The organism is Planctellipticum variicoloris (assembly GCF_030622045.1).
In the GTDB taxonomy this organism is placed as follows: Bacteria; Planctomycetota; Planctomycetia; order Planctomycetales; family Planctomycetaceae; genus Planctellipticum; species Planctellipticum variicoloris.
The window spans coordinates 6,510,644-6,533,765 of sequence record NZ_CP130886.1 but is presented as its reverse complement, the minus strand read 5'-3'; the positions used below and the strand labels follow the sequence as shown (position 1 = coordinate 6,533,765).

12 protein-coding genes are annotated in these 23,122 nt (G+C 64.4%); 9 read left to right on the top strand and 3 right to left on the bottom strand.

Annotated features, from left to right (window positions below; translation table 11 throughout):
- Positions 1 to 32 precede the first annotated feature (32 nt).
- The 6 genes from SH412_RS25460 to SH412_RS25435 all read left to right on the top strand — a co-directional run bounded on the left by SH412_RS25460 (position 33) and on the right by SH412_RS25435 (position 8,598).
- Complete coding sequence (locus SH412_RS25460) at positions 33 to 1,739, top strand: cyclase family protein (protein ID WP_336520850.1); 1,707 nt, start codon at positions 33 to 35, stop codon at positions 1,737 to 1,739.
- 33 nt (positions 1,740 to 1,772) lie between these two features.
- Positions 1,773 to 2,579 carry a fumarylacetoacetate hydrolase family protein gene (locus SH412_RS25455; protein ID WP_336520849.1) on the top strand — a complete coding sequence of 269 codons (807 nt, stop codon included), beginning with the start codon at positions 1,773 to 1,775 and terminating at the stop codon, positions 2,577 to 2,579.
- Between the two features lie 139 nt (positions 2,580 to 2,718).
- Positions 2,719 to 4,308, top strand: a complete 1,590-nt coding sequence (locus tag SH412_RS25450; protein ID WP_336520848.1) for an Nramp family divalent metal transporter — start codon at positions 2,719 to 2,721, stop codon at positions 4,306 to 4,308.
- Between the two features lie 97 nt (positions 4,309 to 4,405).
- The gene (locus SH412_RS25445) at positions 4,406 to 5,215 is read left to right on the top strand and encodes an SDR family NAD(P)-dependent oxidoreductase (RefSeq protein WP_336520847.1); all 810 of its coding nucleotides are present in this window, start codon (positions 4,406 to 4,408) and stop codon (positions 5,213 to 5,215) included.
- Positions 5,216 to 5,299: 84 nt separating this feature from the next.
- The gene (locus SH412_RS25440) at positions 5,300 to 7,279 is read left to right on the top strand and encodes an alpha-ketoacid dehydrogenase subunit alpha/beta (protein WP_336520846.1); all 1,980 of its coding nucleotides are present in this window, start codon (positions 5,300 to 5,302) and stop codon (positions 7,277 to 7,279) included.
- 2 nt (positions 7,280 to 7,281) lie between these two features.
- A complete protein-coding gene (locus tag SH412_RS25435) occupies positions 7,282 to 8,598 on the top strand; it encodes a dihydrolipoamide acetyltransferase family protein (protein WP_336520845.1) in 1,317 nt (438 codons plus the stop codon).
- A 13-nt stretch (positions 8,599 to 8,611) separates the two neighbouring features.
- Here SH412_RS25435 and SH412_RS25430 read toward each other — a convergent pair whose 3' ends face one another.
- Positions 8,612 to 9,025 carry an ester cyclase gene (locus SH412_RS25430; RefSeq protein WP_336520844.1) on the bottom strand — a complete coding sequence of 138 codons (414 nt, stop codon included), beginning with the start codon at positions 9,023 to 9,025 and terminating at the stop codon, positions 8,612 to 8,614.
- Positions 9,026 to 9,250: 225 nt separating this feature from the next.
- On the opposite strand from SH412_RS25430, the gene SH412_RS25425 reads away from it, so the two are divergent.
- The 3 genes from SH412_RS25425 to SH412_RS28720 all read left to right on the top strand — a co-directional run bounded on the left by SH412_RS25425 (position 9,251) and on the right by SH412_RS28720 (position 13,729).
- Complete coding sequence (locus SH412_RS25425) at positions 9,251 to 11,566, top strand: DUF1592 domain-containing protein (protein WP_336520843.1); 2,316 nt, start codon at positions 9,251 to 9,253, stop codon at positions 11,564 to 11,566.
- Positions 11,567 to 11,602: 36 nt separating this feature from the next.
- Positions 11,603 to 12,922, top strand: coding sequence for a DUF1552 domain-containing protein (locus SH412_RS25420; RefSeq protein ID WP_336520842.1), 1,320 nt, complete (start codon positions 11,603 to 11,605; stop codon positions 12,920 to 12,922).
- 297 nt (positions 12,923 to 13,219) lie between these two features.
- Entirely contained in the window at positions 13,220 to 13,729 is a 510-nt protein-coding gene (locus SH412_RS28720; protein ID WP_419555825.1) for an HNH endonuclease, read from the top strand.
- 698 nt (positions 13,730 to 14,427) lie between these two features.
- Here SH412_RS28720 and SH412_RS25415 read toward each other — a convergent pair.
- The gene (locus SH412_RS25415) at positions 14,428 to 14,901 is read right to left on the bottom strand and encodes a homing endonuclease associated repeat-containing protein (RefSeq protein WP_336520841.1); all 474 of its coding nucleotides are present in this window, start codon (positions 14,899 to 14,901) and stop codon (positions 14,428 to 14,430) included.
- A gap of 654 nt (positions 14,902 to 15,555) precedes the next feature.
- Positions 15,556 to 22,992: a right-handed parallel beta-helix repeat-containing protein gene (locus SH412_RS25410; protein ID WP_336520840.1), complete on the bottom strand. Its 7,437-nt coding sequence runs from the start codon at positions 22,990 to 22,992 to the stop codon at positions 15,556 to 15,558.
- Between the last annotated feature and the right edge of the window lie 130 nt (positions 22,993 to 23,122).

Sequence of the window (23,122 nt, the reverse complement as noted above, 5' to 3'; positions counted from 1 at the left end):
AACTCCCGAAGAACCCCACCTGGAGCGACCTCATGAGACAATTGCCGTTGTGGTTGATGGCCTGCTCTGCCAGCCTGCTGCTGGCAGCGCCTGGCGAGGCCCAGGTCTCGTCCGCCGACGTGAAAGACCTGACGCTGGTCGTGGCCCGCGACCTCCCCTGCGTCTGGCCGGTCGGCATGACGCCCCTGGCGGTGGTTCCGACGCGGACGATCGGACTCTCCCCCTACCACCGCGACCTGCTGGTCATCGACGAACACACCGGCACCCAGTGGGACGCCCCGGCCCACTTCGTCCCGCCGCCGGACTCGGGTCTCCCCGGCGCCGGACCGAACGGACTGATCACCGGCGAGAAGGTTCCCGTCTGGCAGTTCTGCGGCGAAGCCTGCGTGATCGACGTCACCGCCCACTGCGACGATGCTCCCGCCGGCAGCAGTTTTCTCATCGGTCCCGAGTTCGTCAAAGACTGGGAAGCGAAACACCGCCCGCTGCGCTTCGGCGACGTGGTCCTGTTCCGGAGCGACTATACCGACCGTTACTACCGGGCCTTCCCCGCCGGAGAGCGCTTTGTGTCGGACGCGCTGGCGAAGAAGTCCCCCGGCTGGCCTGCTCCGAAACCGGAAACGATGGCATACCTCGCCGACAAGGGGGTCCTGACGCTCGGTCTCGACGGCGCAAGCATGGGGCCCTTGCCCGATCTGGCGGTCGCAACGCATCAGGCGGGGGGCAAGCGGGGAATGATCTGGACCGAGTGCGCCACGAACCTCGGTTCGCTCCCCACGACCGGCGCGTTCTACGCCATGCTCGCCGCCAAGCACGCCGGCGGTTCCGGCGGCGAGGTCCGCTGCGTGGCGATTACGGAACCGAAGCTCGCCGCGAAGCTGATCGACAGCGCCCGCGGAAAGCGCGTGGTCGATCTGTCGGTCACGCTGCAGGAAGACCTGCCGATCACCTGGCCGGGATATGGTCCCGGCGAGGAGGCGAGCCGGTATGTTTCGAAGACGCTCAACGCCTTCTCTACGACGCGCGGCCCCTACTTCGCCATGACCCACCTGCTCGACAGCTTCGCGGGGACGCACGTGGTCCTGCCCGGCTACTCCCTCCCCCGTCCCGGCTTCGACGATCAGCAGTACGCCGCGCCGATTCGAGAACTCTTGAAAAAGTACGCATCCCAGTTCGGTCCTCGCGGAACGAGTGCGCTGACGACCGACCAGGCGCCGCTCGAACAGATGATGGGAACGGCCCACGTGATCGACGTCCGCAGTCTCGTCGGGACGACAAAAGAAGCCGACTGGCCCGCCTCCCCCCGCATCACGCTCGACCTCATCCGCAAGCACGAAGCCCGTGGCCGGCCGATCCAACGAGGCGAGGTCGTGATTTTCTCATCCGGCTACACCGACGATCACTTCCAGCCGCTTCCGGACGCTCCGACCCTGGACCGTCTGTTCGCCGCTCCGCTGGCGGGCAAGGCGGAAGGCTGGCCCGCCCCGACTCCGGAGGTGATCGCCTACCTGGCGGACAAGGGCGTCCGCTGCATCGGCACCGACGGCCCCACGCTGGGAGGCGTCGATCGCGAAAACGCGCTCTTCGTCAACTGGCTCGCCGCCTCCCGCGGGATCTTCGCCGTCGAGTTCCTGACCAACGTCGCCGACCTCCGCGACAAAGACGCCTTCTTTCTGTTCGCCCCGATCAAGATCGAAGGAACCCGCGGCGGCTATGGCCGGGCCATCGCCTTGTACTGATTTCCGAATGTTCCTCTACGAAGAGTTTTCGACATGAAACTGATCCGCTACCAGGACCCCCAGGGACAGACCCACTTCGGCCGCCAGCACGCCGATGGCCAGGTGACCCGCATCGCCGGCGACATCTACGGCAGCTACCAGGACACCGGCGAAGCGGCCACCGTCCAGAAGCTCCTGGCTCCCATCGAGCCGCGCGACATCCTCTGCATCGGCCTCAACTACCGGAAACACGCCGCGGAGGGGGGCCAGGCCATCCCCGAGCAGCCGATCCTGTTCATGAAGAATGTCGGGACCGTGCAGAACCCGGGCGACCCGATCGTCCTGCCGCGCAAGCTGCGCAGCGACGCGGTCGATTACGAATGCGAACTCGCCGTCGTCATCGGCAAGGCCTGTCACAACGTCTCCCGCGCGGATGCATTGAAGTACGTCCTGGGCTACACCTGCGCCAACGACGTCAGCGCCCGCGACTGGCAGCTCAAATGGGGGGGCGGGCAGTGGTGCCGGGGCAAAACGTTCGCCACGTTCTGCCCGCTCGGCCCCTGCCTGGTCACCGCCGACGAGATCCCGAATCCGAACGCCCTGGGAATCCGGACCGTCCTCAACGGCCAGACGATGCAGGACTGGAACACGAACGACATGATCTTCGACGTGCCGGCGCTCATCGAGTTCCTCAGCGGCAGCACGCTCCTGGTCCCCGGCACCGTAATCCTCACCGGCACCCCGCACGGCGTCGGCGGCGCCCGCAAGCCCCCCGTCTTCCTGCAGCCGGGAGATACCGTCACCATCGAGATCGACCAGATCGGAGCGTTGACCAATCCGGTGGTCGAGGAGCATGTCTGACCGGTGAAAACGACGAGGGGCGGCCAGGACAGACGTCGCTTCTGCGCTGACGTCGAAGCAACCGGGGCGGCTCCTGTGCCGCTACCGCCTCGCCTGACTGACAACCCGCGCTGACGCCAACTTCGATTGACCCTGCACCATGTCGCAACCGCCATCGCCGGACAGCCGTATTCCCCCGTGGGAGATCGCCGACCTCCCGGAACCCCAGCCGCTCCGCTGGAGCAACTGGACCCGTTTCATCGGCCCCGGCATCGTCATGATGGGGATTCAGATCGGCGGCGGCGAATGGCTGCTCGGGCCGGAAGTCACCGCCCGCTACGGCGGCAGCCTGATGTGGATCGCCACCGTCGCCATCGTCCTGCAGGTCTTCTACAACCTCGAATGCGGCCGGTACGCCCTGTATTGCGGCGAGCCGATCTTCACCGGCTTCATGCGGACCAGCCCCGGCCCGCGATTCTGGATGAGCGTCATCCTGCTGCTCAACCTGAGCGCCCTGATCCCCGGCCTGTCGACGCACGCCGCGGCGATGACCGCCGCCCTGTGGCTCGACCGCCCGCCGCTGGACGCGGACCGGGGGCTCGTGACCGTGCTGGCCTACGTCTATCTGGTGGCAGTTGCGCTTCCCGTCCTGATCGGCGGCAAGGTCTACAACATGCTGCAGCTCATTATGACCCTGAAGGTCGTAGTGGTCCTCAGCTTCTGTCTCGCCATCGGCGTCTTCTGCGTCAGCCCCGCCAACTGGTGGAGCGTCTTCAGCGGCTTCGCGAAGTTCGGCTCGGTCCCGACGATCGTCGACGGACGCGACAGCACCGTCAACATCTTCCAGTACTGGTGGACCGACGGCGGCTGGCCGATGGTCTCGCTGGCCAATATCGCCGTGCTCGGCGCATTTGCCGGCTATGCCGGCGGCGGAGGGCTCGCCAACGCCACCTACAGCAACTTCGTCCGCGACAAGGGCTGGGGTATGGGGAGCGTCGTGGGGGCGATCCCCAGCGCCGTCGGCGGCCACAACGTCACATTGAGCCACGTCGGCAAGGTCTTCGAGATCACGCCCGAAAACCGCCGGCGCTGGAGCACCTGGTGGCGGTACATTCTCGTCGATCAGGTCTACGTCTGGGCCCCCGGCTGCTTCATGGGGATGGCCCTTCCGGCGCTCCTCTCCCTGGAGTTCGCCCCGAACTCCAGCCTGACCGGCGTCAAGCTCGACTGGTCGCAGTCGCTGATCACCGCCGACGGCATTCGCCATGCCCCGCAGTTCTCCCCGAAGCTGGCCAGCGCCCTGTGGATCGTGACCGTCTGCGTCGGCATGCTGGTGATGCTCCCCAGCCAGATGTCGATCGTCGATGACTTCAGCCGCCGCTGGACCGACATTCTCTGGTCCGGCAGCCGCCGCATCCGGGGCAACCTCCGAGGGAACTCCGTCAAGCGGATCTACTACGGCATCCTCGGCATGTACGTCGCCTGGACCGTCGTCGCCACCTACCTTTTCAGCACGTACGGCACGCCGAAACTGATGACGCTGGTCATCGCCAACCTCAACAATCTGGCGCTCGGACTGACTGCCTTTCACCTCCTCTGGATCAACAGCTCGCTGCTGCCTCCGGCGCTCCGACCGCGCTGGTATCACCGGCTGGGTCTCATCGGCTGCGGCACGTTCTATCTCGGTATGGCGTGGCTCGTGTTCGCCACGAAACAACTGCCGATCCTTCGAGAATTACTGGGAGTTTAATCCAACGTAGGGTCCGCTGTGCGGACCGCAGTGTGTAACTGGTGTGACATCAATTGGTCCGCACAGCGGACCCTACGGCCTTGGGAACTTTTCGCACATGACCAGCCAACTCTTCGACCTGACCGGCCGCGTCGCGGCCATTTCCGGCGCCGCCAGCGGGATGGGCCGGGCCGCCTGCCTCGCCCTCGCCGAACATGGCGCGGACATCGTCCTGTTTGACCTCAACGCCGACGGGGCCGAGGCGACCGCCGGCGAGATCCGTGCTCTCGGCCGGCGCGCGCTGCCCGTCATCTGCAACGTCTCCGAACCCGACCGCATCCGCGAAGCCTTCGCCACGATTGACCGCGAGTTCGGCCGGATCGACTTTCTCGCCAACATCGCCGGCGAGGGCCTGCGCGTCTCGCCCGAAGACATCACCCAGGAGCAGTTGCTGCGGGTCTTTCAGAACCTCGTCTTCGGCCGCTTCTGCATGTGTCAGGAAGCAGGCCGCCGGATGCTCGCCGCGGGGAAGGGAAGCATTCTGAATATCGGTTCGATCGCCAGCGTGAGCGCTCTCGGCCGGAATCACATCGCTTACAGCATGGCGATGGGAGCCGTCGTCCAGATGACCCGCGAACTGAGCACCGAATGGGCCAGCCGCGGCGTTCGCGTCAACGCCGTCCTCCCCGCCCAGACCATGAACCCCGACCTCGCCAAACGAATCGGCGCGAACCCCGCCATGGAGGCCAAATGGCTCAGCGGCATCCCCCGCGGCCGGTTCGGTGACCCGAGCGACTTCCAGGGGCTCGCCGTGCTGCTCGCCTCCGACGCCTCCTCCTGGATCACCGGGGCGATCATCCCGATGGACGGCGGCAACCTCGCCATGAACGCCGGCGGAACGATCGGCGGCGTGGGAGTTGCAGGATAACTCGAATCTTCAGTCGGGCGGGCCGAGTCCTCGATCCCGCCAGTACGTCACTCCGTCTCAAGCCTCCGATTCAGAAACCCATCCATGCCCACCGAACACCCGCATCTGCGACTTTATCGCACGATGCTGACCATTCGCCTGACCGAAGAAGAACTGGCCCGCTGCCATCAGCGGGGACTCATTCACGGCGCCTGTCATACCTACGTCGGGCAGGAGGCCATCGCCAGCGGCGTCTGCGCTCACCTGACGCACGAGGACACCGTTTTCAGCACCCACCGCGGACACGGACACGCCCTTGCCAAGGGGATGCCCCCCCGCGAACTGATGGCCGAGCTGTTCGGCCGCTCGACCGGCTGTTCCCGCGGTCGCGGCGGGAGCATGCACCTGTTCTCCCCCGAAATCGGCATGATGGGGACCAGCGGCATCGTCGCCCCCTGCATCCTGCAGGCCTGCGGCGGCGGCTACAGCTCCAAACTGATGCAGTCCGGCCGAGTCTCGGCGGCCTTCTTCGGCGACGGCGCCGTCAATAACGGGGCCTTCCACGAAGGCCTCAACATGGCCAGCATCTGGAAGCTGCCAGTCCTGTTTATCTGCGAGAACAATCAGTTCGCCACCGAAGTCCCCTTTACGTACTCCAGTGGCATCCCCGACGTCGGCCGTCGGGCCGCCAACTACGGCCTGCCCGGCGTCGAAGTCGACGGCAACGACGCCCTCGCCGTCTTTGCCGCGGCCGAGGAAGCGGTCGCCCGTGCCCGCTCGGGAGGGGGCGCCACCCTGATCGAATGCAAGACCTACCGCACACGACCCCACGCCGAGGGGATGGGGGACTTCGGCTACCGCACCCGGGAAGACGTCGACGCCTGGAAGAAACGCTGCCCGATTGCTCTGTTCCGGCAGCGACTCATTACCGAGTTCGGCGTCGCCGAAGCGACCTTGCAGCAGATCGACGACGAAATTGCCGCGCTGGTCGCGGAATCGCGATCATTCGCCGAAGCGAGCCCGCCCCCAGAGCCAGCCACCGCGACGACGCAAGTCTATGCGGCGCCGCGTCCGGTTTCGCAGCCCGAGCCGACGCCGAGTGCGGATGACCGGCAGCTCAACTTCACGCAGGCCACGCTGGAGGCGCTTTCTACAGAAATGGCGGTCAATCCGAAGATCTTCGTCATGGGCGAAGGGATCGGGAAGCGCGGGGGCAACTTCATGACCACCGCGGGCCTCTATGACAAGTTCGGCCCGGTCCGGCTGTGCGACACCCCGATCTGCGAACGGGGGTTCGTCGGTCTGGCCTGCGGAGCAGGGATGACCGGGACGCGACCGGTGATCGATTTCATGTTCGCCGACTTTGTCCTCGATTCGTTCGGCGAAATCGTCAATCAGATCGCCAAGATGCAGTACATGTCGAGTGGCCGGCTGAAGATGCCGGTCCTGCTGCGGGGTTGTATCGGGATCGGTCACTCCGCCGCGACGCACCACTCCGGCAGCTACTACGGGATCTACGCCCAGGTCCCCGGCCTGTGCGTGGTCGTCCCCTCGTCGCCGCGGGACGCCAAGGGACTGATGCTGCGGGCGCTTCGGGGCGATGATCCGGTGATGTTCCTCGAACATCGCGAGATCCTGACGATCAAGGGGCCGGTCCCCGAGGGGGACTATGAGATCGAATTCGGCCAGGCGCGGATTGTCCGGTCCGGCGAGACGGTGACCGTCGTCGCACTGGCCCGGATGGTGCACCAGACGCTGGCGGTCTGCGAGGAACTGGCGAAGGATGGAATCTCCGTCGAGCTGATCGACCCGCGCACCGTGGTCCCGCTCGATATTGAAACCATCCTGGCTTCGGTCCGAAAGACCGGGCGATTGCTGGTCGTGGACGAACCTCCCGCATCCTGCGGATTCGCGGCCGAGATTGTCGCCCGTGTCGCCGATGCCGGCTTCGATGACCTCGACGCCCCCATCCGCCGCTTGACCGGCCTCTTCGCCCCGACGCCCTACGCTCCGTCGCTGGAAGCGGTGATGGTGCCGGGACCGCGCGAGATCGCCGCCGCCATCCGCGAACTGGTGGAGGAATAACCATGCCTGCTGAAATCCGCGTTCCGCGTCTCGGCTGGTCGATGGAAGAAGGAACCTTCGTCGACTGGCTCAAACGGGACGGCGACCGCGTCGCCGTCGGCGAAGCCCTGTTCGAACTCGAAGGCGAAAAGGCCCTGCAGCCGATCGAGTCGCTCGACGCCGGAATCCTGCGCATCCCCCCCGATGCCCCGAAGCCGGGGAGTGTCGTCCCGGTCGGCGGCCTACTCGGCTATTTACTGGCTGAGGGCGAAGCTCCGCCCTGGGAAGGCGGGGACAGCGCTCCACCACTCACGGCTCCATCGGTCGCCGCGCCGGAGCAACCTCCCGCAGCCCCCTCCGTCCGACGGAAGGCGCGGGAACTAGGCGTTTCGCTGCATCTCGTGGCCGGCTCGGGCAACGGCGGCCGGATCGTGGCGGCCGATGTGGAGCGCGCTGCGCGTCCGGCCGTAGAGATCCGAGTCGCCTCAACCGGTCCGTCGACCCCGACGGCGACGCCCCGCGCCCGTCGCGTCGCGCGCGAGCTGGGCGTCGACTGGACCCGGCTGACGGGCACCGGACGGGGGGGGCGGATTCGCGAGCAGGATGTCCGGGCCGCATCGGCGACGTCGACGATGGTCGGAGCCGCGCGCTCGATCCCCATCACGCCGCGCCGTCGGGCGATTGCCGAACGGATGCTCGCCAGCTCGCGCGAGACAGCGCCGGTCACGCTGACGACGCGCGTCGACGCGACGAACCTGGTAAATCTGCGGAACCAGTTCAAAGCGGCGGGTGCGACGCCCGTGCCGGCGTTCACGGACATCATCGCCAAACTGGCGGCGCATGTCCTGCAGGAACATCCGCGGCTGGCGGGTCGCTGGGCCGACGATCGGATCGAGCTGCCGGGCGACACGGGTTTCCATATCGGCGTCGCCGTCGACACCGACGACGGTCTGCTGGTGCCCGTGGTTCGCGACGTCCTCAATCGGCCGCTGCTGGAGATCGCCGCCGATTCGAGCAAGCTGATTGACCGCACTCGCTCGGGACGATTGACGCTGGCGGAGATGACAGGCGGAGTTTTCACGATCACGAATCTCGGCAATTTCGGGATCGACGCCTTCACGCCAGTGATCAATCTGCCGGAAACGAGCGTCCTGGGGCTGGGGGCGATCCGCAAGGAACCGGTCGTGCTGCCGGAGGGGGCCATTGCTGTCCGAGAGTTGCTGACGCTCAGCCTGACGTTCGACCACCGGGTGATCGACGGCGCCCCCGCAGCGCGGTTCCTGCAGGCGCTCGTTCAGGCCCTGGAAAATGCCTCGGCGAGTTTGTTAATGGCGGGTTGAGCAGGGAAGTCGTTCAGTCCGCCGACTCGGCCAGGCTGCGGATCGTCTCCGCGATATTCGAGGACTGCCAGCCCTGCAGGAGTTTGCCGTCGCGGGCGTGAATCCAGGTCATCCCCTGAAACGTCACCGGCTTGCGCGTCGGGCTGATCCCCATTCCGGTTCCCGTATGGGTCCCCGTCGCCGTCCAGCGGACCACGGCCTGGTCTCCCACGCCCAGGATGTCATCGATGGTGACGCGGACATCCGGAAACGCAGCCAGCAGCGGGGCGTACATCTGCTCGCGGAACTGGACGTGGCCGATGACCGGGCCGCTTTCCCCGAAGCAGACGCTCTCGGGCGACAAGAGATCTTCGATCGTCGCTTCCCGACGTTCGTTCCAGACTTCCTCGAACCAGCGCCGCGCCAACTCAACAATGTCCTGCGCCATGTTCATCCCCTGACTTGAGCCCGATCGATGCCGCAGACGACGCGACTGCGCGCCCCGGCGGTCCTGGCTGACAACCGGAAAAGTGTACATTCGATTCCACGGAACTGTCGAGATGTGGGAGTTCCGATTGGCAGGCAGGGTTGACCCCCTCTAAAATGGAGAGTGCCCGCCGCAGGCCCGCTTCCCTGCAAGCGACCCCTGCAAATCCTCCCGCCCGAGCCTGCCATGAAGTCGTTCCTGACCTGTCTCATCGCTTGTGGAATGTGCGCAACCGCCGCGCACGCCGCCGAACCGCGCACCGGCGAGCAGATCTACCAGCAGCTCTGCGCCAACTGCCACGGGCCGAACGGCGAAGGAACCGAGGAGCATTACCCGCAGGGGCTGGTCGGCGATCAGTCGATCGGGCAGCTCGCCTCCCTGATTACCCGGACGATGCCGCTCAAGGCCCCCGAGAAGTGCGTCGGCGAAGACGCCCGGGCCGTGGCCGAGTACATCCACCACGCCTTTTACTCGCCAACGGCCCAGGCGCGGAACAAGCCGGCCCGGATCGAACTTTCCCGCCTGACAGTGCGGCAGTATCAGAATTCCGTCGCCGATCTCATCGGCAGCTTCCGCCCGACCATCCAGCGCGACGCGCAGCAGGGGCTGAAGGGGGAGTACTTCAAGTCTCGTCGCCAGCGAAAAGAAGACCGGCTGATCGAACGCGTCGACCGGCAGGTGCAGTTCGACTTCGGCGAAGGTGCGCCCGGCAACGAGGGATTCGAAGCGGAGGAATTTTCCGTCCGCTGGCAGGGCGCCGTCCTGGCGCCCGAGACCGGCGACTACGAGTTCATCCTCCGCACGGAAAACGGCGTCCGACTGTGGGTCAACGACCAGCGCCAGCCGCTGATCGACGCCGGTGTCAAATCGGGCGCCGGCGTCATCGAACTGCGAGAGTCGATCCGCCTGCTCGGCGGCCGGGTCTATCCGCTCCGCCTCGAACTCTTCAAATCGAAACAGGCAAAAGAGAAGCGGGCCTCCGTCGCCCTGCTCTGGAAGCCGCCTTATCTGGTCGACGAACCAATCCCCGCCCGGCTGCTGTCGCCACAATGGTTCCCCGAGTCGTTCGTCGTGACGACGCATTTCCCGCCCGATGATCGCAGCATCGGCTACGAACGGGGGACGTCGATCTCCAAGGCCTGGGACCAGGCCACGACCGACGCCGCCTTCGAAACTGCAGCCTACGTGGCCGACCACCTTCCGGAACTGGCCGGCGTGAAGAATGATGCGGGGGACCGCGCTGAGAAACTGAATCAGTTCGCCGGCAAGTTCGTCGAGCGGGCCTTCCGCCGGCCCCTCAGCGATGACGAACGCCAGCTCTACATCGAACACCAGTTCGCCGAGGCAGGCGATCTGGACCTGGCGATCAAGCGTGTGGTGCTGCTGACGCTGAAATCGCCCCGCTTTCTCTACCGCGAAATCAGCCGCGGGTCCGCCGATGACCACACGATCGCATCGCGACTGTCGTTTGCGCTCTGGGATTCTCTCCCCGATCCTCCCCTGCTGCAGGCCGCCGCGAAGGGCGAACTGCACTCGCGCGAACAAGTCCAGCGCCAGGCCGAGCGGATGGCGACCGATCCGCGAGTGCACTCGAAACTTCGCGAGTTTCTGCTGCAGTGGCTGAAGGTCGATCAGCCGCCCGACCTGTCTAAGAGCACCGAGCGCTTTCCGGAATTCAACGCCGCGATGGCCGCGGACCTGCGAACCTCGCTGGACCTGTTCCTGGACGATGTCGTCTGGAGCCCGGACTCCGACTTTCGTCAGTTGATCCTGTCGGACGACGTTTATCTCAACGGCCGGCTGGCCGAATATTACGCTCCGGACCTTCCGGCGGACGCCACCAATCCGGGGAATGTCGAGTTCCGGAAGGTCACGTTGAATCCGGAAGTCCGGGCGGGAGTCCTGTCGCACCCATATCTGATGGCGGGCTTCGCCTACACGGCGACCAGTTCGCCGATTCACCGGGGCGTCTTCATCTCCCGCAGCGTGCTGGGCCGGTTCCTGAAACCGCCGCCGGAAGCGGTGGCGCCGTTGCCGCCGGATCTGCATGCCAACCTGACGACCCGCGAGCGGGTGCTGCTGCAGACGAAGCCGGAGGCCTGCCAGTCCTGCCACAACCTGATCAACCCCCTGGGATTTACGCTGGAACAGTTCGACGCCGACGGTCGATATCGAACCAGCGAGCACGGGAAACCGGTCGATCCGACCGGCGACTACGTCACCCGTTCGGGAGAAACGGTCAAGTTCACCGGCGTCCGCGATCTGGCGACGTTCCTGGCCGCCAGCGACGAAACGCAGGAAGCCTTTGCGGAACAACTGTTCCACTATCTGGTCAAGCAGCCGATTCGGGCGTATGGTGAAGGGACTCTCGACCGGCTCGAAGCCGACTTCGCCCGCAATCAGTTCCATATCCGCAAACTGGTGGTCGACATTGCCGTGAATGCCGCGCTGACCGCTGGAACGCAACAGACCGCCGCCGCAACAACACCACCTGCCCGCTGACATCGAAGACGTTTCCCTTGCCGCTGGAGACAGACTGTGGCCCGCTTTGCAAACCGCCGCGAATTCCTCCGCGACCTCGGCCTGGGCGCCGCCGCGCTGCCATTCGTACTGAACCTCCCCAGCCTGGGCTTCGCCGGAACTGGCCTCCGCAAGCAGCGGCTGGTCGTGATGTTCAGCCCGAACGGCATCGTCCCCAAGAATTTCTGGCCGGACGAAGAGGGAGACAACTTCGCCCTCAAGCCGATCATGGCGCCGCTGGAGCAGCTCAAATCGCGGACAATGGTCCTCAACGGCGTCTGCGACAAGGTCCGCGGCGACGGCGATAACCACATGCGCGGCATGGGCTGCCTGCTGACGGGCGTCGAGCTGTTCCCCGGCAACATCCAGGGGGGCTCGCACACCCCCGCCGGCTGGTCGAGCGGAATCTCGATCGACCAGGAGATCAAGAACTACCTGCAGGCCAACCCGGAGACGCGAACCCGTTTCGGCTCGCTCGAATTCGGCGTGATGGTCCCCGACCGGGCCGACACCTGGACCCGCATGGTCTACTCCGGCCCCAACAAGCCGATCGCGCCGATCGACGACCCGTACCAGATGTTCGGCAAACTCTACGGCCGGCAGAAGGACCAGGCCAGCCTGCGCAGCATCCTCGACGACGTGCAGGCCGACCTGAAGAAGGTCGAGTCGCTCGTCAGCGCCGAGGACCGCCAGCTCATCGAGGAGCACGCGACGTTCGTCCGCGAGATGGAGCAGGAACTGCGGAACACCGGAACGGCGGGCCTCGACCATCCGACGCCGGAGCTGGAGCCGGGCGTGAAGGAAGAGAACGATAACATTCCCCGCATCAGCAAGATGCAGATCGACCTGATGGTCAACAGCTTCGCGTCGGACTTCGCCCGCATCGCAACGTTCCAGATCACCAATTCGGTCGGCCAGGCGAAGATGCGCTGGCTCGGCGTCGAAGAGGGGCACCACGAACTGTCGCACGAGCCGGACTCGAACGAGTCGGCCCAGGAGAAGCTGACGCGGATCAACACGTGGTACTGCGAGCAGATGGCGTACCTCGCCGAACGGCTCGCGGCGACGCCGGAGCCGGGCGGATCGGGAAGCCTGCTCGATAACACGCTGATCGTCTGGACCAACGAGCTGGGCAAGGGGAACTCGCACACGCTGGACAACATCCCGTTCGTGCTGGTGGGGAACGGCCTGGACTTCAAGATGGGCCGTTCGGTGAAGATGCCGAAGGTGTCGCACAACCGGCTGCTGCTGTCGCTGGCCCACGGATTCGGGCACCACATCGAGAAGTTCGGGAACGCGGACTTCTGCGGGGATGGACCGCTGACCGGGCTGGTGTAGACGGTCGGGGCTTCTGCGAGTGTGATTTGAGCGCGGGGCCGGGGCACTCAATTGAGTGTCCCGGCCCTGTTTCGTATCGGGATTCGGGATTCGGGTATCGCAGACGGAAGAGCAGAAGACGCGGTGCGTCCAGCGAGGGATCAGACGTGTCTTGACGAATCTCGCTGGCCTGTGAACAATCCCACAGGTTTTGGACGCGGCCGGAATGAGACCCGCGTTTCAGTGCCGTCTCCGCGGGTGTGAGATCGTAAGTCGGCGCCCGCGGGATACGCCGCTTACGGGACTTTTCGTCCCTGGCTGCGCGACGAGTTCGACTTCCGCTGCGTCTACTGTCTGCAGCGAGAGACGTGGGGGCAGGTGACGTTTGAGTTTGAACTCGATCACTTCGAACCGCAATCGCTGAGTCCACAGTCGAAACTGGATTATCAGAATCTCGTCGACTCCTGCCGGCGCTGCAACGCGGTCAAGCGAGACCAGTCCGTCGCAGATCCGTTTCTGCTGCTGCGGGCGCCCCGAGTATCGACGCTGCCAGACGGATCGCTGCGAGCCGGCGATTCGAATGCGCAACGATTGATTCGCCAGCTCGATTGGAATTCTCCACGGTTGAAATCCTGGAGAGTCATGTGGCTGCGGATCGTCGCACTCGCAAAGGAACGCGACTCGGACTTGTTCCGTCAACTCGTTGACTTTCCGGATAATCTTCCCGATCTCTCCAGGCTCCGACCGCCGCGGAACGCGCGCAGCGAAGGGCTGTTGCAATGCCGGTTCGCACTCCGTGAGCGGGGCGAGCTCCCAGTCGAGTATTGAGATCCCGTCCGAACTGAGTCCGAGTGATCGCGCCCAATCTGCCGATGGGGGAGTTGTCTCGGGGTGTTCTGAAATACCAGCCGACGCACGCCCGACTGACGAGTGCAGCCACGACTCCTGCCGGCAGCGTGATGATGCCCAATACCAGCAAACCGAAAACGGCTCCCTGCAGAAGATCAGCCAACGTCAGCAACTCCCCAGAAGGAATACTCATCAGGAGGAAGTTGATCGGGTGAACGAAATCACCGGCATCGATTCTGAAACGGTCCGTCGGTTCCTCTTGTCCCCTCTCCCGCTGTCTTCAGTGGGAGAGGGCCAGGGTGAGGGTCTTCGAAGATGTCAAAGTGCCATCCACGGAGAAAGGACGGCGCGCCTCAAATTCGCGGCCCGTGAACGAGAGCTCCGCCCACAATTCCGGCGGTAACGGCTCGCCATGCCGGACGAAAACATCGAATGCCTCTTCCAAGGCTCCGCCTCGTCTTCCCTCGGTCAAATCCCAGCCGGAAAGAGGACCCGGAGCATCCAGGACCAGCACCACGCAGAAGCCTGGGAACGAGCAAATGGCCGCACCCCCCGCTCTCCTCAGCCCCGCAGGGGCGATCCAACGCCCCCGTTGACCGCATCACGTGCTTCGATCACGGGAATTCGCACAGGCGCCGTGCCGCTGGCGATCACGATCCACACCACGCATCGTCACTTCACCCCTCCCCCCCGACCCCCACAGTTCGGCCGTGCCGGATCACTCCCGGAATCGCCGACGGCGTCTCCAGCGGCAATCCCCGCAGATAGCCCGGCCGCCCCTCAATCGGCTGCTGTTCCAGCCACTCGCGATACCGCGCCCATACCACCTCCCGTCTGCCGAACCGCCGCGACAGCGTCATCCACGAATACGCCGCCAGCCGCTCGAACGCCGCCACGCTCGGAAACTCCCCGCACAGCTCTCCCACCCGGCTCAGCTCTTCAAACAGCTCCTCGTCGGTATAAACCACCCCCCGCCGGATCTGCTCCGGCAGTCCCGCCGCCGCACGCAACTGCGCCATCCCGCCCCACCGCCGCCGCACCATCATCGCATTGATCCCCGTCGCCGCCTCAAACCGCCACAACGTCACCCCCGGCCCCTCGACCGCCGCCAACCGTACCAGTTCTCGCACAAGATCTTCCCGAGTAACCATTTGCAATCTCCAGTCTCAAATCGAGAAATGTCGCCAGCGGCAGCCATCTTCTTCACTAGCCACGAATCACTAGCCACGAGCCACCTCTTCATCCCTCTCACTCTAAGCCGCTTTGTTGCGCAGAATTCACAATCCCCCCCAGGCGATGTCCTGAGCCCCGGACGGGGCGACGGGCTGTAGCCACGGGTGAAACGAAGTCCGCCGCCAGGCGGACGGAGTGCAACCCGTGGACCTCAACACCCTCCTGCCCGCACAGCCTCCCCCTTCCCCCAGCGTCCCGTACGGTGGACGTCCTCGTCCGCCGACGCACCCATCCACACCCTCGTACCCACGCTCCCGCACTCTGCGAATTCGCGAGGCCAAGCCAAGGCGCCCCGAGCGCCAACACACACAGCTCACGCTCCGGCGAACCGCATTCCGTCTGATCCGGACGCTCCAGAACCCCCCAGGAACCAACGAAAAAAGCCCAGGACATAAACCCCGGGCAATCTCTGGCAAACGACTGACGACTGACGACTGACGACTGACGACTGACGACTGACGACTGACGACTGACGACTGACGACTGACGACTGACAAATCACCAAACAAAACAACCGCCGCGGGAAATCCCGCGGCGGTCGCAACTTTCAACAGATCGTCTTCGGCGTCAGCTTACGGCAGCGTGCCCCACGAGTAAGGAACTTCGCCGGTGATCGAGCCGCCCCAGATGAATCCCGTGTACGGGAACGGCGTGTCGTCGATGAAGAAGCTTCCGTCTGTCGTATCCACGCGGAACGTGCTCGCTCCCACGCCCGGATACAGGAACGACGTGCCATTCGGCTGGCTGTCAGCATCCGGGAAGGCCCCAGCCAGGCGAGTCGCATTGCGGCGACGCGTGGCCGACGTGAACGGCCCCTGGTTGGCTCCGGGATTAGTCGTATTCAGACGTGACTTAAACGTTCCTTCCGAATTGTCGTAGAACGCTACGTTCGTCGGGTTGGCCGTCGAGATTCCCGAAGAGTTGTTTACGTCCTGCGACTCATAGGCATTGTTGTCGAAGTACAGATCGAGCCGGGACAACGGATCAGACTGGTACGTTGTCGGACCCACCGTCGGATTCTGAGTGTCCCCCCACGTGCCGGCCGTGGCCGCAGGATCGCCCGTCGAGACGAACGAGGCAAACTGAATATCGTTGCCGAAGTTGCCGCCGAACGTGTTGTCGTACATCGAGGCGATCACGCCGCCGGCCAGGGCGTTCTCCGAAAGTGCGTTCTGTCCGAATCCACCGTCGCTGACAAACGAGCCGGGTGTTGTCGAACTGCTGCTGCCGCCGCCACTCGTACCAACCCGCAACCAGAAGCCGGTTGTTGAGGCCGGGCTGTTGATACCGTTGGACCGCACTTCGTTGCCGTTAAACTGCAGTCGCAGGATCGGGTTGTTGAAAATCGACCCGTTGGTCAGCAGAGCCACGTTGCTGGAATCAAACTGGTTCTGCGTCGTCGACGCCGTGTTGATGATGTACACGCCCTCCAGGCCGTTCGAATTCACCCGGTTGCCGGAGATCTCGGCGTTGGTCACATTGCTGGCCCGGTTGATCAGGTCAATCCCGCGACCGGCATTGCTACTGATGACGTTGTCAGTAATTGAGACCCTTGAGAAGAATCCGGAAAAGCCCGTCTGCATCCCGTACTGCACGCCATCACCGCGATTGTTCTCAATATCGTTGTTGACCAGCGTCACATCGCTGAAGGGACGCACGTTGATGTAGACGCCGGCATCCTCGTTCGCCGTTCCCAGCTCGGAGAGCGTCCCGTTCTCCATGATCAAGTTGCTGCCGACCGTCACCGTTCCCGGACCGGTGATATGGACGCCGCTGGCCGCATTGAGACCAATGGCGTTACCCTGCAGCTGATCCGACAGATCCCCGATCAGCAACCCGCCATAGTTACCCATTGCGGCTTCCAGGAAGATGCCGTTCTGGCCGTTGCTCGTGATGGTATTGCGAGTCCAGGTACCGTCCACGCTTCGCAGGTCGGCGCCGGCGTTGACCTGCTCGATCGTATGAATGCCGTTCAGACCGTTGCCGCTGATGACGTTCAGATCCATGTTCGCGTCGATCGCGGCATCAGCCCGCACGTCGAAGAGCACGCCGTCCCGCGCGTTGCTGGAGAAGCTGTTCGAGTTGATTGTGTAATCGTCGATCTTATTGGCGTTCGCAGCCAGGATGTACAAACCATTGCCGGTATTCCCGGTCACCGTGTTGTTCAGGATCCCAATGAGGTCGATCTGGGCATCCGCGGTGCGGAGCACGCTGATGCCGTTGCCGACCCCGCCCACTCCGTTCCCGGTGATTGTATTCCCCAGATCAGGGGTCAGGCCGCCGATCGTGAAGTCCGTGATCGTGGAGAAAACGCCCGCATTGTTGCCGGTCGCGTTGAGGTGAACGCCGTCGCCGGCGTTGCCTGTGATCGTCGAGCCGGCGAGAGAGCCGGTGAGCACGCTTTGGCTGCGAAGGATCGCTTTGAAACCTTCTCCGGCGAAGTCGACGTCTCCGCCGTCCGTCGTTCCAGTGAGGCTGAGTCCCGTCATGTTGATCGTGGCGCTGGTGCTGCCGGTCTGACGGACTCCGATGCCGGCGTCGACGTTCGATGCAAACGTTGAGTTGGCGATCGTCGCGGTGCTGGCCCCGCTGCCAGCCATCTCCAGCAGCAGGCCGGGGCCGCCGTTGTTGCTGAACTCGTTCGCCGTTCCCGTCCCGCCAACGTTGAGCGTATAGCTGCTGGCGCCGGCAGTATTGATGAGAACGCCGGCTCCCCCATTACCGTTGATCTGGCTGTGCGTGAGGCCAGAGACTGGGTTCGGCGTGACATTGTCGCTGGTAATCGTCAGCGTACCGGTCGTTCCGGATGCCACGCCGTTGTTGGCCAGATTGAAGTTGATCCCCTCCTGACCGTTGTTGGTGATCGAGTCGTTGGTGAACGAGGCCGTGACGTTGGTCGCGTTCGGACTTCCGGTCAGGTCGATGTTGACGCCGCGCCCGCCGGTGTTCGAATCGATCGTGTTCCGGGCGAACGCCAGGTCAATGGCGTTGCTGGTGTCGCTCGGTCCCACCATGCGGAATCCGTCGCCGTTCGCATGGTCGCGGATCTGGTTCTCCGTCACCATCGTCGCCCCGAGGTCGCTGCTACTCACCAGCAGCTCGACCCCGTTCGTGCCGTTGGCGGCGATCACGTTTCCGTCGATATTCAGGTTGGCGATGTCAGACCCGTTGGTCTGATTCACCCGCACCCCGTCCAGTCCGTTGTTCGAGATGCCGTTCGAAGATGCCGCGAAAGACTGCACAATATCGAGCCCCGAGGACGTCAACACCCCGCTCACAGTTCGTCCATCGGCCAGCGTGACCGTCCCGATGGCTCCGGCGAGCGTGACGCCGCTCAGCCCGCTGCCGGTCGTCGTGGTCGGGAGCGCGTGAGACAGGCTGTAGTTGAGCTGTTCGCCCGGATTGAAATCGTTGAAATCCAGCGTTATGACCTGGTCGAACGGATCCGTGGTGGCCAGCCCGCCTCCCGGAATCACATTGTTGAAGATGTCTTCCAGCGGGTCGGTTCCCGCCGTCACCAGCGTCCCGTTCACCGCAGTCAGACCGACCGTGACGTCGGATCCGCCCTGCGGCTGGAAACCCTGCGCCACCAGCGGAGTCAGGTCCGGCCGCCAGACCTGCCCCGTCGGCGTCAGGTCGATCGACACCGAAGCGATGTCGACCGTCGATCCGGCGTTGTTGTCGACGAGCGTCGTCCAGATCAGATTGTTGAAGCTGAAGTCGAGCGTTCCAGCCGCAAAGCTCTGGCCGACGTTGTTGTCAATAATGTCCACCGATGCGATCGGCGCGTTGTCCAGTTCGAAGTTGATCCCGTTGAGGGCGTTGTTCGAAATGGAGCTGTTGCTGATTGTGATGCCGCCGGTCACCCCGCTGTCCGTCAGATCGACCAGCACGCCATCGCCGGCCCGATTGTCGGAAATTTCGCTTCCGTCGATCAAGACGGTCGTGATCGCGGAGCCGTTGACTCCGCGAATGACCAGGCCGTTGTCGGCATTCGTGATCACGGAGTTCTGCAGCATCTGGAGGGCGGCGATCGTCGCATTGTCCAGGCTGACCAGCACGCCGTCCGAGGCTCCGTCGCTGACGGCGTTGTCGCTGATCGAGTTCACGCCGCTGAGTTGAGCACCGCCATCCAGCGCGAGCCGAATCCCCTCGTTGAGCAACGCCCCCTGCACCGTGTTGCTGTCGATCCCCAGGTTGTAGTTCGCCAGATTGGTCAACTCGACGGCGATTCCCGTGTCTCCCGGAGTCGTGACGGTGTTGTTGAAGATGTCCAGCACCGACGATCCCCCGTCCGCGGTCACGATAATGCCGTTTTGCGTCATTTCGCTGAGCTGGTTGTCGTGAATCGAGATGAAGGCGGGCGTCGAGTTGTTCGTCAGGTTGACCTGGATGCCGTCTTCCATGTTCGGATCGATGTTATTGCTGATCGTAATCCCGCCGGTGCCGCTGACGGCGTTTCCGATCACGATAATCCCGTCCTGTCCCGGATTGGGGGGGCTGGTATTGTTGATATTGTAGCTGTCAATCAACACCCCGTTGGCGGTCGGCGCCGCAACCACGGTGTTGAGGGCCATCAGCGCCGGCGCCGGCAGGCAGATGTTGTTCGGATCGTTGTCGGTCAGGCTGAGGACGTCGACGTTGCCGGCCGCTCCGCCGACCAGCCCCAGAACCACGTTCGTCAAATCGACCTCGACCCCGTCGTCGCCATTGTCGGTCATCGTCGTGAGCGTCGTCGGAATTCCACGCAGATCAACAGCCGCAGCAGTGAAGATGTCCTGCAGAGCGACGTGAATGCCATCCGCACCGTTGTTGCTGATCGAAGTGTAACCCGTCACGCTCACGCCGGCTGTCGCCTCGTTCTGAATGCTGATGTTGACGCCGTTCCCGGCGTTCCCGTCGATCGTATCCGTCGTCCCGTCGCCGGTGAGGCTGACCAGAGCCGTGCCGGTCCCGTCGCCGGTGATGGAGATATTGACGCCGTCTCCGCCCGAACCGTTAAACGATCCGGTGAGAGCCGCCACCGCGTCGCCCGTATTCGTGAACGCAAGGTTGTAGTTTCCGAGCGTATTTCCGGAAACTGAGTTCGCGCCGCTGGCGGTTTCCGTAATCAGGTAGGCGTCGGTGCCCGCCCCGGTCGCGTTGAAGTTCACGCCGTACCCCGCATTGCCGGTGGCGGTGAACGCATCCAGCCGAGCGGACATGTACGCGCCGTTGCCGGCGACGTAGCTGAATCCGTCGTCGCTGTTCCCGCTGGCGGAGCTGTTGGAGAACAGGGTCAACGCCCGACCGCTGTTGTCGGCCGTGATCAGCACGCCGTCGGAGGCCGCGCCGAGTCCGTTGCCGTCGAACTGAGAAGCGACCGCTCGCAGGCGGAGCTCGCCGAAGTTGTCGGCCGTCCCCGCCAGCCCGCCGAGCTGGCTGCCGTTGACCTGGACGTTGTCGAGATTGGCGGAGATCAGCGAAGACGTCATGGCGTCGACGCCGTCGGCGAGCAGAGTCATGCCGACATCGCCGCTGCCGTTGAACGTCGTGTACTCCAGGCACATGTTGAGCGTGCCGCCGTTCTGGGCGAGGCCGTCGAAGCCGTTAACGCCGGCTCCGTTGAAGCTGGCCGGAACCGCGCTGCTCCCGGTGACCTCAAGGTTCACCGTACCGCCGTCGGCCACGGCGTGGATGCCGTCGTTCCCCGCGTCGGAGCCGCCAGTGCCGGTCAGACTGACATTGGCGGTTCCCAGGGCCGTGCCGAGAATACTGACGGCGTCGACCCCGGCATTGTTGAAGTTGCCGTTGGTCACGTTCGCCGTCGCGGTGCCCGCGTTGGCCGTGACCATCAGCCCGGAATCGTCGTTGGCGTTCGTGGTGAAGCCCGCTGGCGTATTGCTCATGGTCAGCGTCACGTCCGCCCCCGCCAGAGCGCTGAGATCGACCGCGGCCGCGCCGGCGACCGTCTGGCCGCTGTCGGTCAGATTGTTGCCGATGACCGAGACATCGACGACGGTCCCCGCGCCGGCGCCGGTGATGAACAGCCCGTCGTCGCCCGAGCGCTGCGTGCTGCCGCCGCTGAGGGCGACCCCGATCTGCGCGGCGTTGGCCCCGGAGATGGCGATGCCGCGGCCCGCGTTGTCGTCGGCCAGCAGCCCGTTGACGGGAGTCAGCGTGGTGCCGACAACGGTGGTGCCGCCGTCGCCGTTGATCTGCAAACCGTCGCCGGCGTTCGCCGAGACGTCGACCGTGGTCATGGTCGCCGCGAGAGTCGTGCCGCCGGTCTGGTTGAGCTGGATGCCGGCACTCGAATTGCCGCGAGTTTGAACGTCGTCCAGGATAACGGACAAGTTGCCGTCGTCGGCCGTCAGTTGAATGCCGACCGTCTGCGTGCCGGGCGCAGCCGCGTTCATCGAGACGCGGGTGATGTCGAGGTTGAGGCCGTCGGCGCCCGTGTCGATCACGATGCCGCCGCCAGCGTTGTTGCCGACGCCGATGGCGGGGGGAGTGTAGCCAGGGACGACGTTGCGGTTGATGTCGGCGATCAGGCCGCCGGAGATGGTCTGGCCGTCGAGGGTGGCGCCGCCGGTGCCGACGGCGTTCTGGAGAACGATGCCGCCGCCGACGTTGCCGGCGATTTCGAGGTTGTTGAGGTGGAAGCCGCTGACGCCGTTGCCGGCGATTCCGGCGCCGGAGGCGTTCTGGAGGACCATCGCGGAGACTTCGTTGTGGCTGGCGAGAGTCACGATATCGCCGGCGGGATTCGACAGGAACGGATAGAGACCGCTGTTGCTGAATCCGGGGAGGACGGTGTCGTTGTAGACCTGCGAATAGCCGCCGTAGTTGACGTAACCGTCGAAGATGTGGGCTTTGCCTTCGCCGAGCATGCGGGCGTAGTCGACGAGCTGAATGTTGCCGGTGTAAGGCGCCGCCTCGGTCGACTGACCGCGCTGGACAAGCACCAGGTCGGTCTGGTTGGGAACCGTGCCGGGCAGGTTGTGGTACGGGTTTTCGGCGGTCCCGTCGCCGGTTCCGGCTCCGGTGTTGTTGCTGTCGATATGGACGACAAAGTACGGCTGGTCATCGCGCGGATTGATGACCGGGATATCCTTCGAGATGAGGTATTGGTCGGTCGCGATTCGCCAGTTGCGCTGCACCTGGGTCAGCATGCGCTCCTGGGTGGTCCAGTTGGGGAAGTAGCGGGTGGGCAGGAAGCCTGAGAAGCGGAAGTCGACGACGGCATTGAGATTCGTGCCGTAGACGTTGTCGTGGGTGACGTTCAGGCCGACGAGCAGGTCGTTGCTGATGTTCGCGTCAATGCGTCCGCGGACGCCGACGGGGTCGTGTCCGTCGCCGTCGTAGAAATAGGCTCCCGCGAAGGCCCGAAGCCACGGGGTGCTCGGCAGGACGGGGACGCCGAATTCGACGTCGCCCCCCTTGAGGGACTGTTCGATGAGGTCGTAGCCGCGAACTGCAAGGCGGTTCTGGATGTAGTAGAGGGTGGAGTCGAGGCCGGCGGGGCCCATGTTGTTGGTCTCGCCCCCCGTTGGAAGGTAGACGTTCCCTCGCACGTCCAGCCACTCGCCCAGGGTTTCGAAGCCGAAACCGACCTGGTTGTAGCGGTTGTTGAGGTACGACTCGTCAAAGTCGTAGAAGAGGTTGGCGCCGATGATCCGGTCCCAGTCGCTGACGTACCGGCGACCGACGAGACCGAGGTTGCCCCCGATGCGTTGCGTGTCGGTGATGATCAGCCGCGCCTGAGGAGCGATGAACCAGTCATCGGAGCCCCAGAGCGGGATGAATCCGCCGACCTGCGTATAGCCGTTGCGGTACCCGACACCGCTGCCGGCCATATTCCGGACATCAATGTAGGCTCCCTGGCCGAGGGATGCGGTGCCGCTGAAATTGTCTTCCAGCGAAACCACCCCCGCGCCATTCGGGGACACGTCGTTCGTCTGCGCAAGGGCTGCTGAAGCTGCGAACAGCCACAAAACACTTGCCAGACTGAATTTCGCACGTTGCATGGACGTCTCTTTCCAGCGGTGCTCGAGAAAACTGGGCCCACCATCCGCGCCAGATCTTCCCCCCGGGAAGACTTCATGGGCGGACAGTGACGGATTTATCGCGTCTTCTGAATATTCGGCGGACAACGGA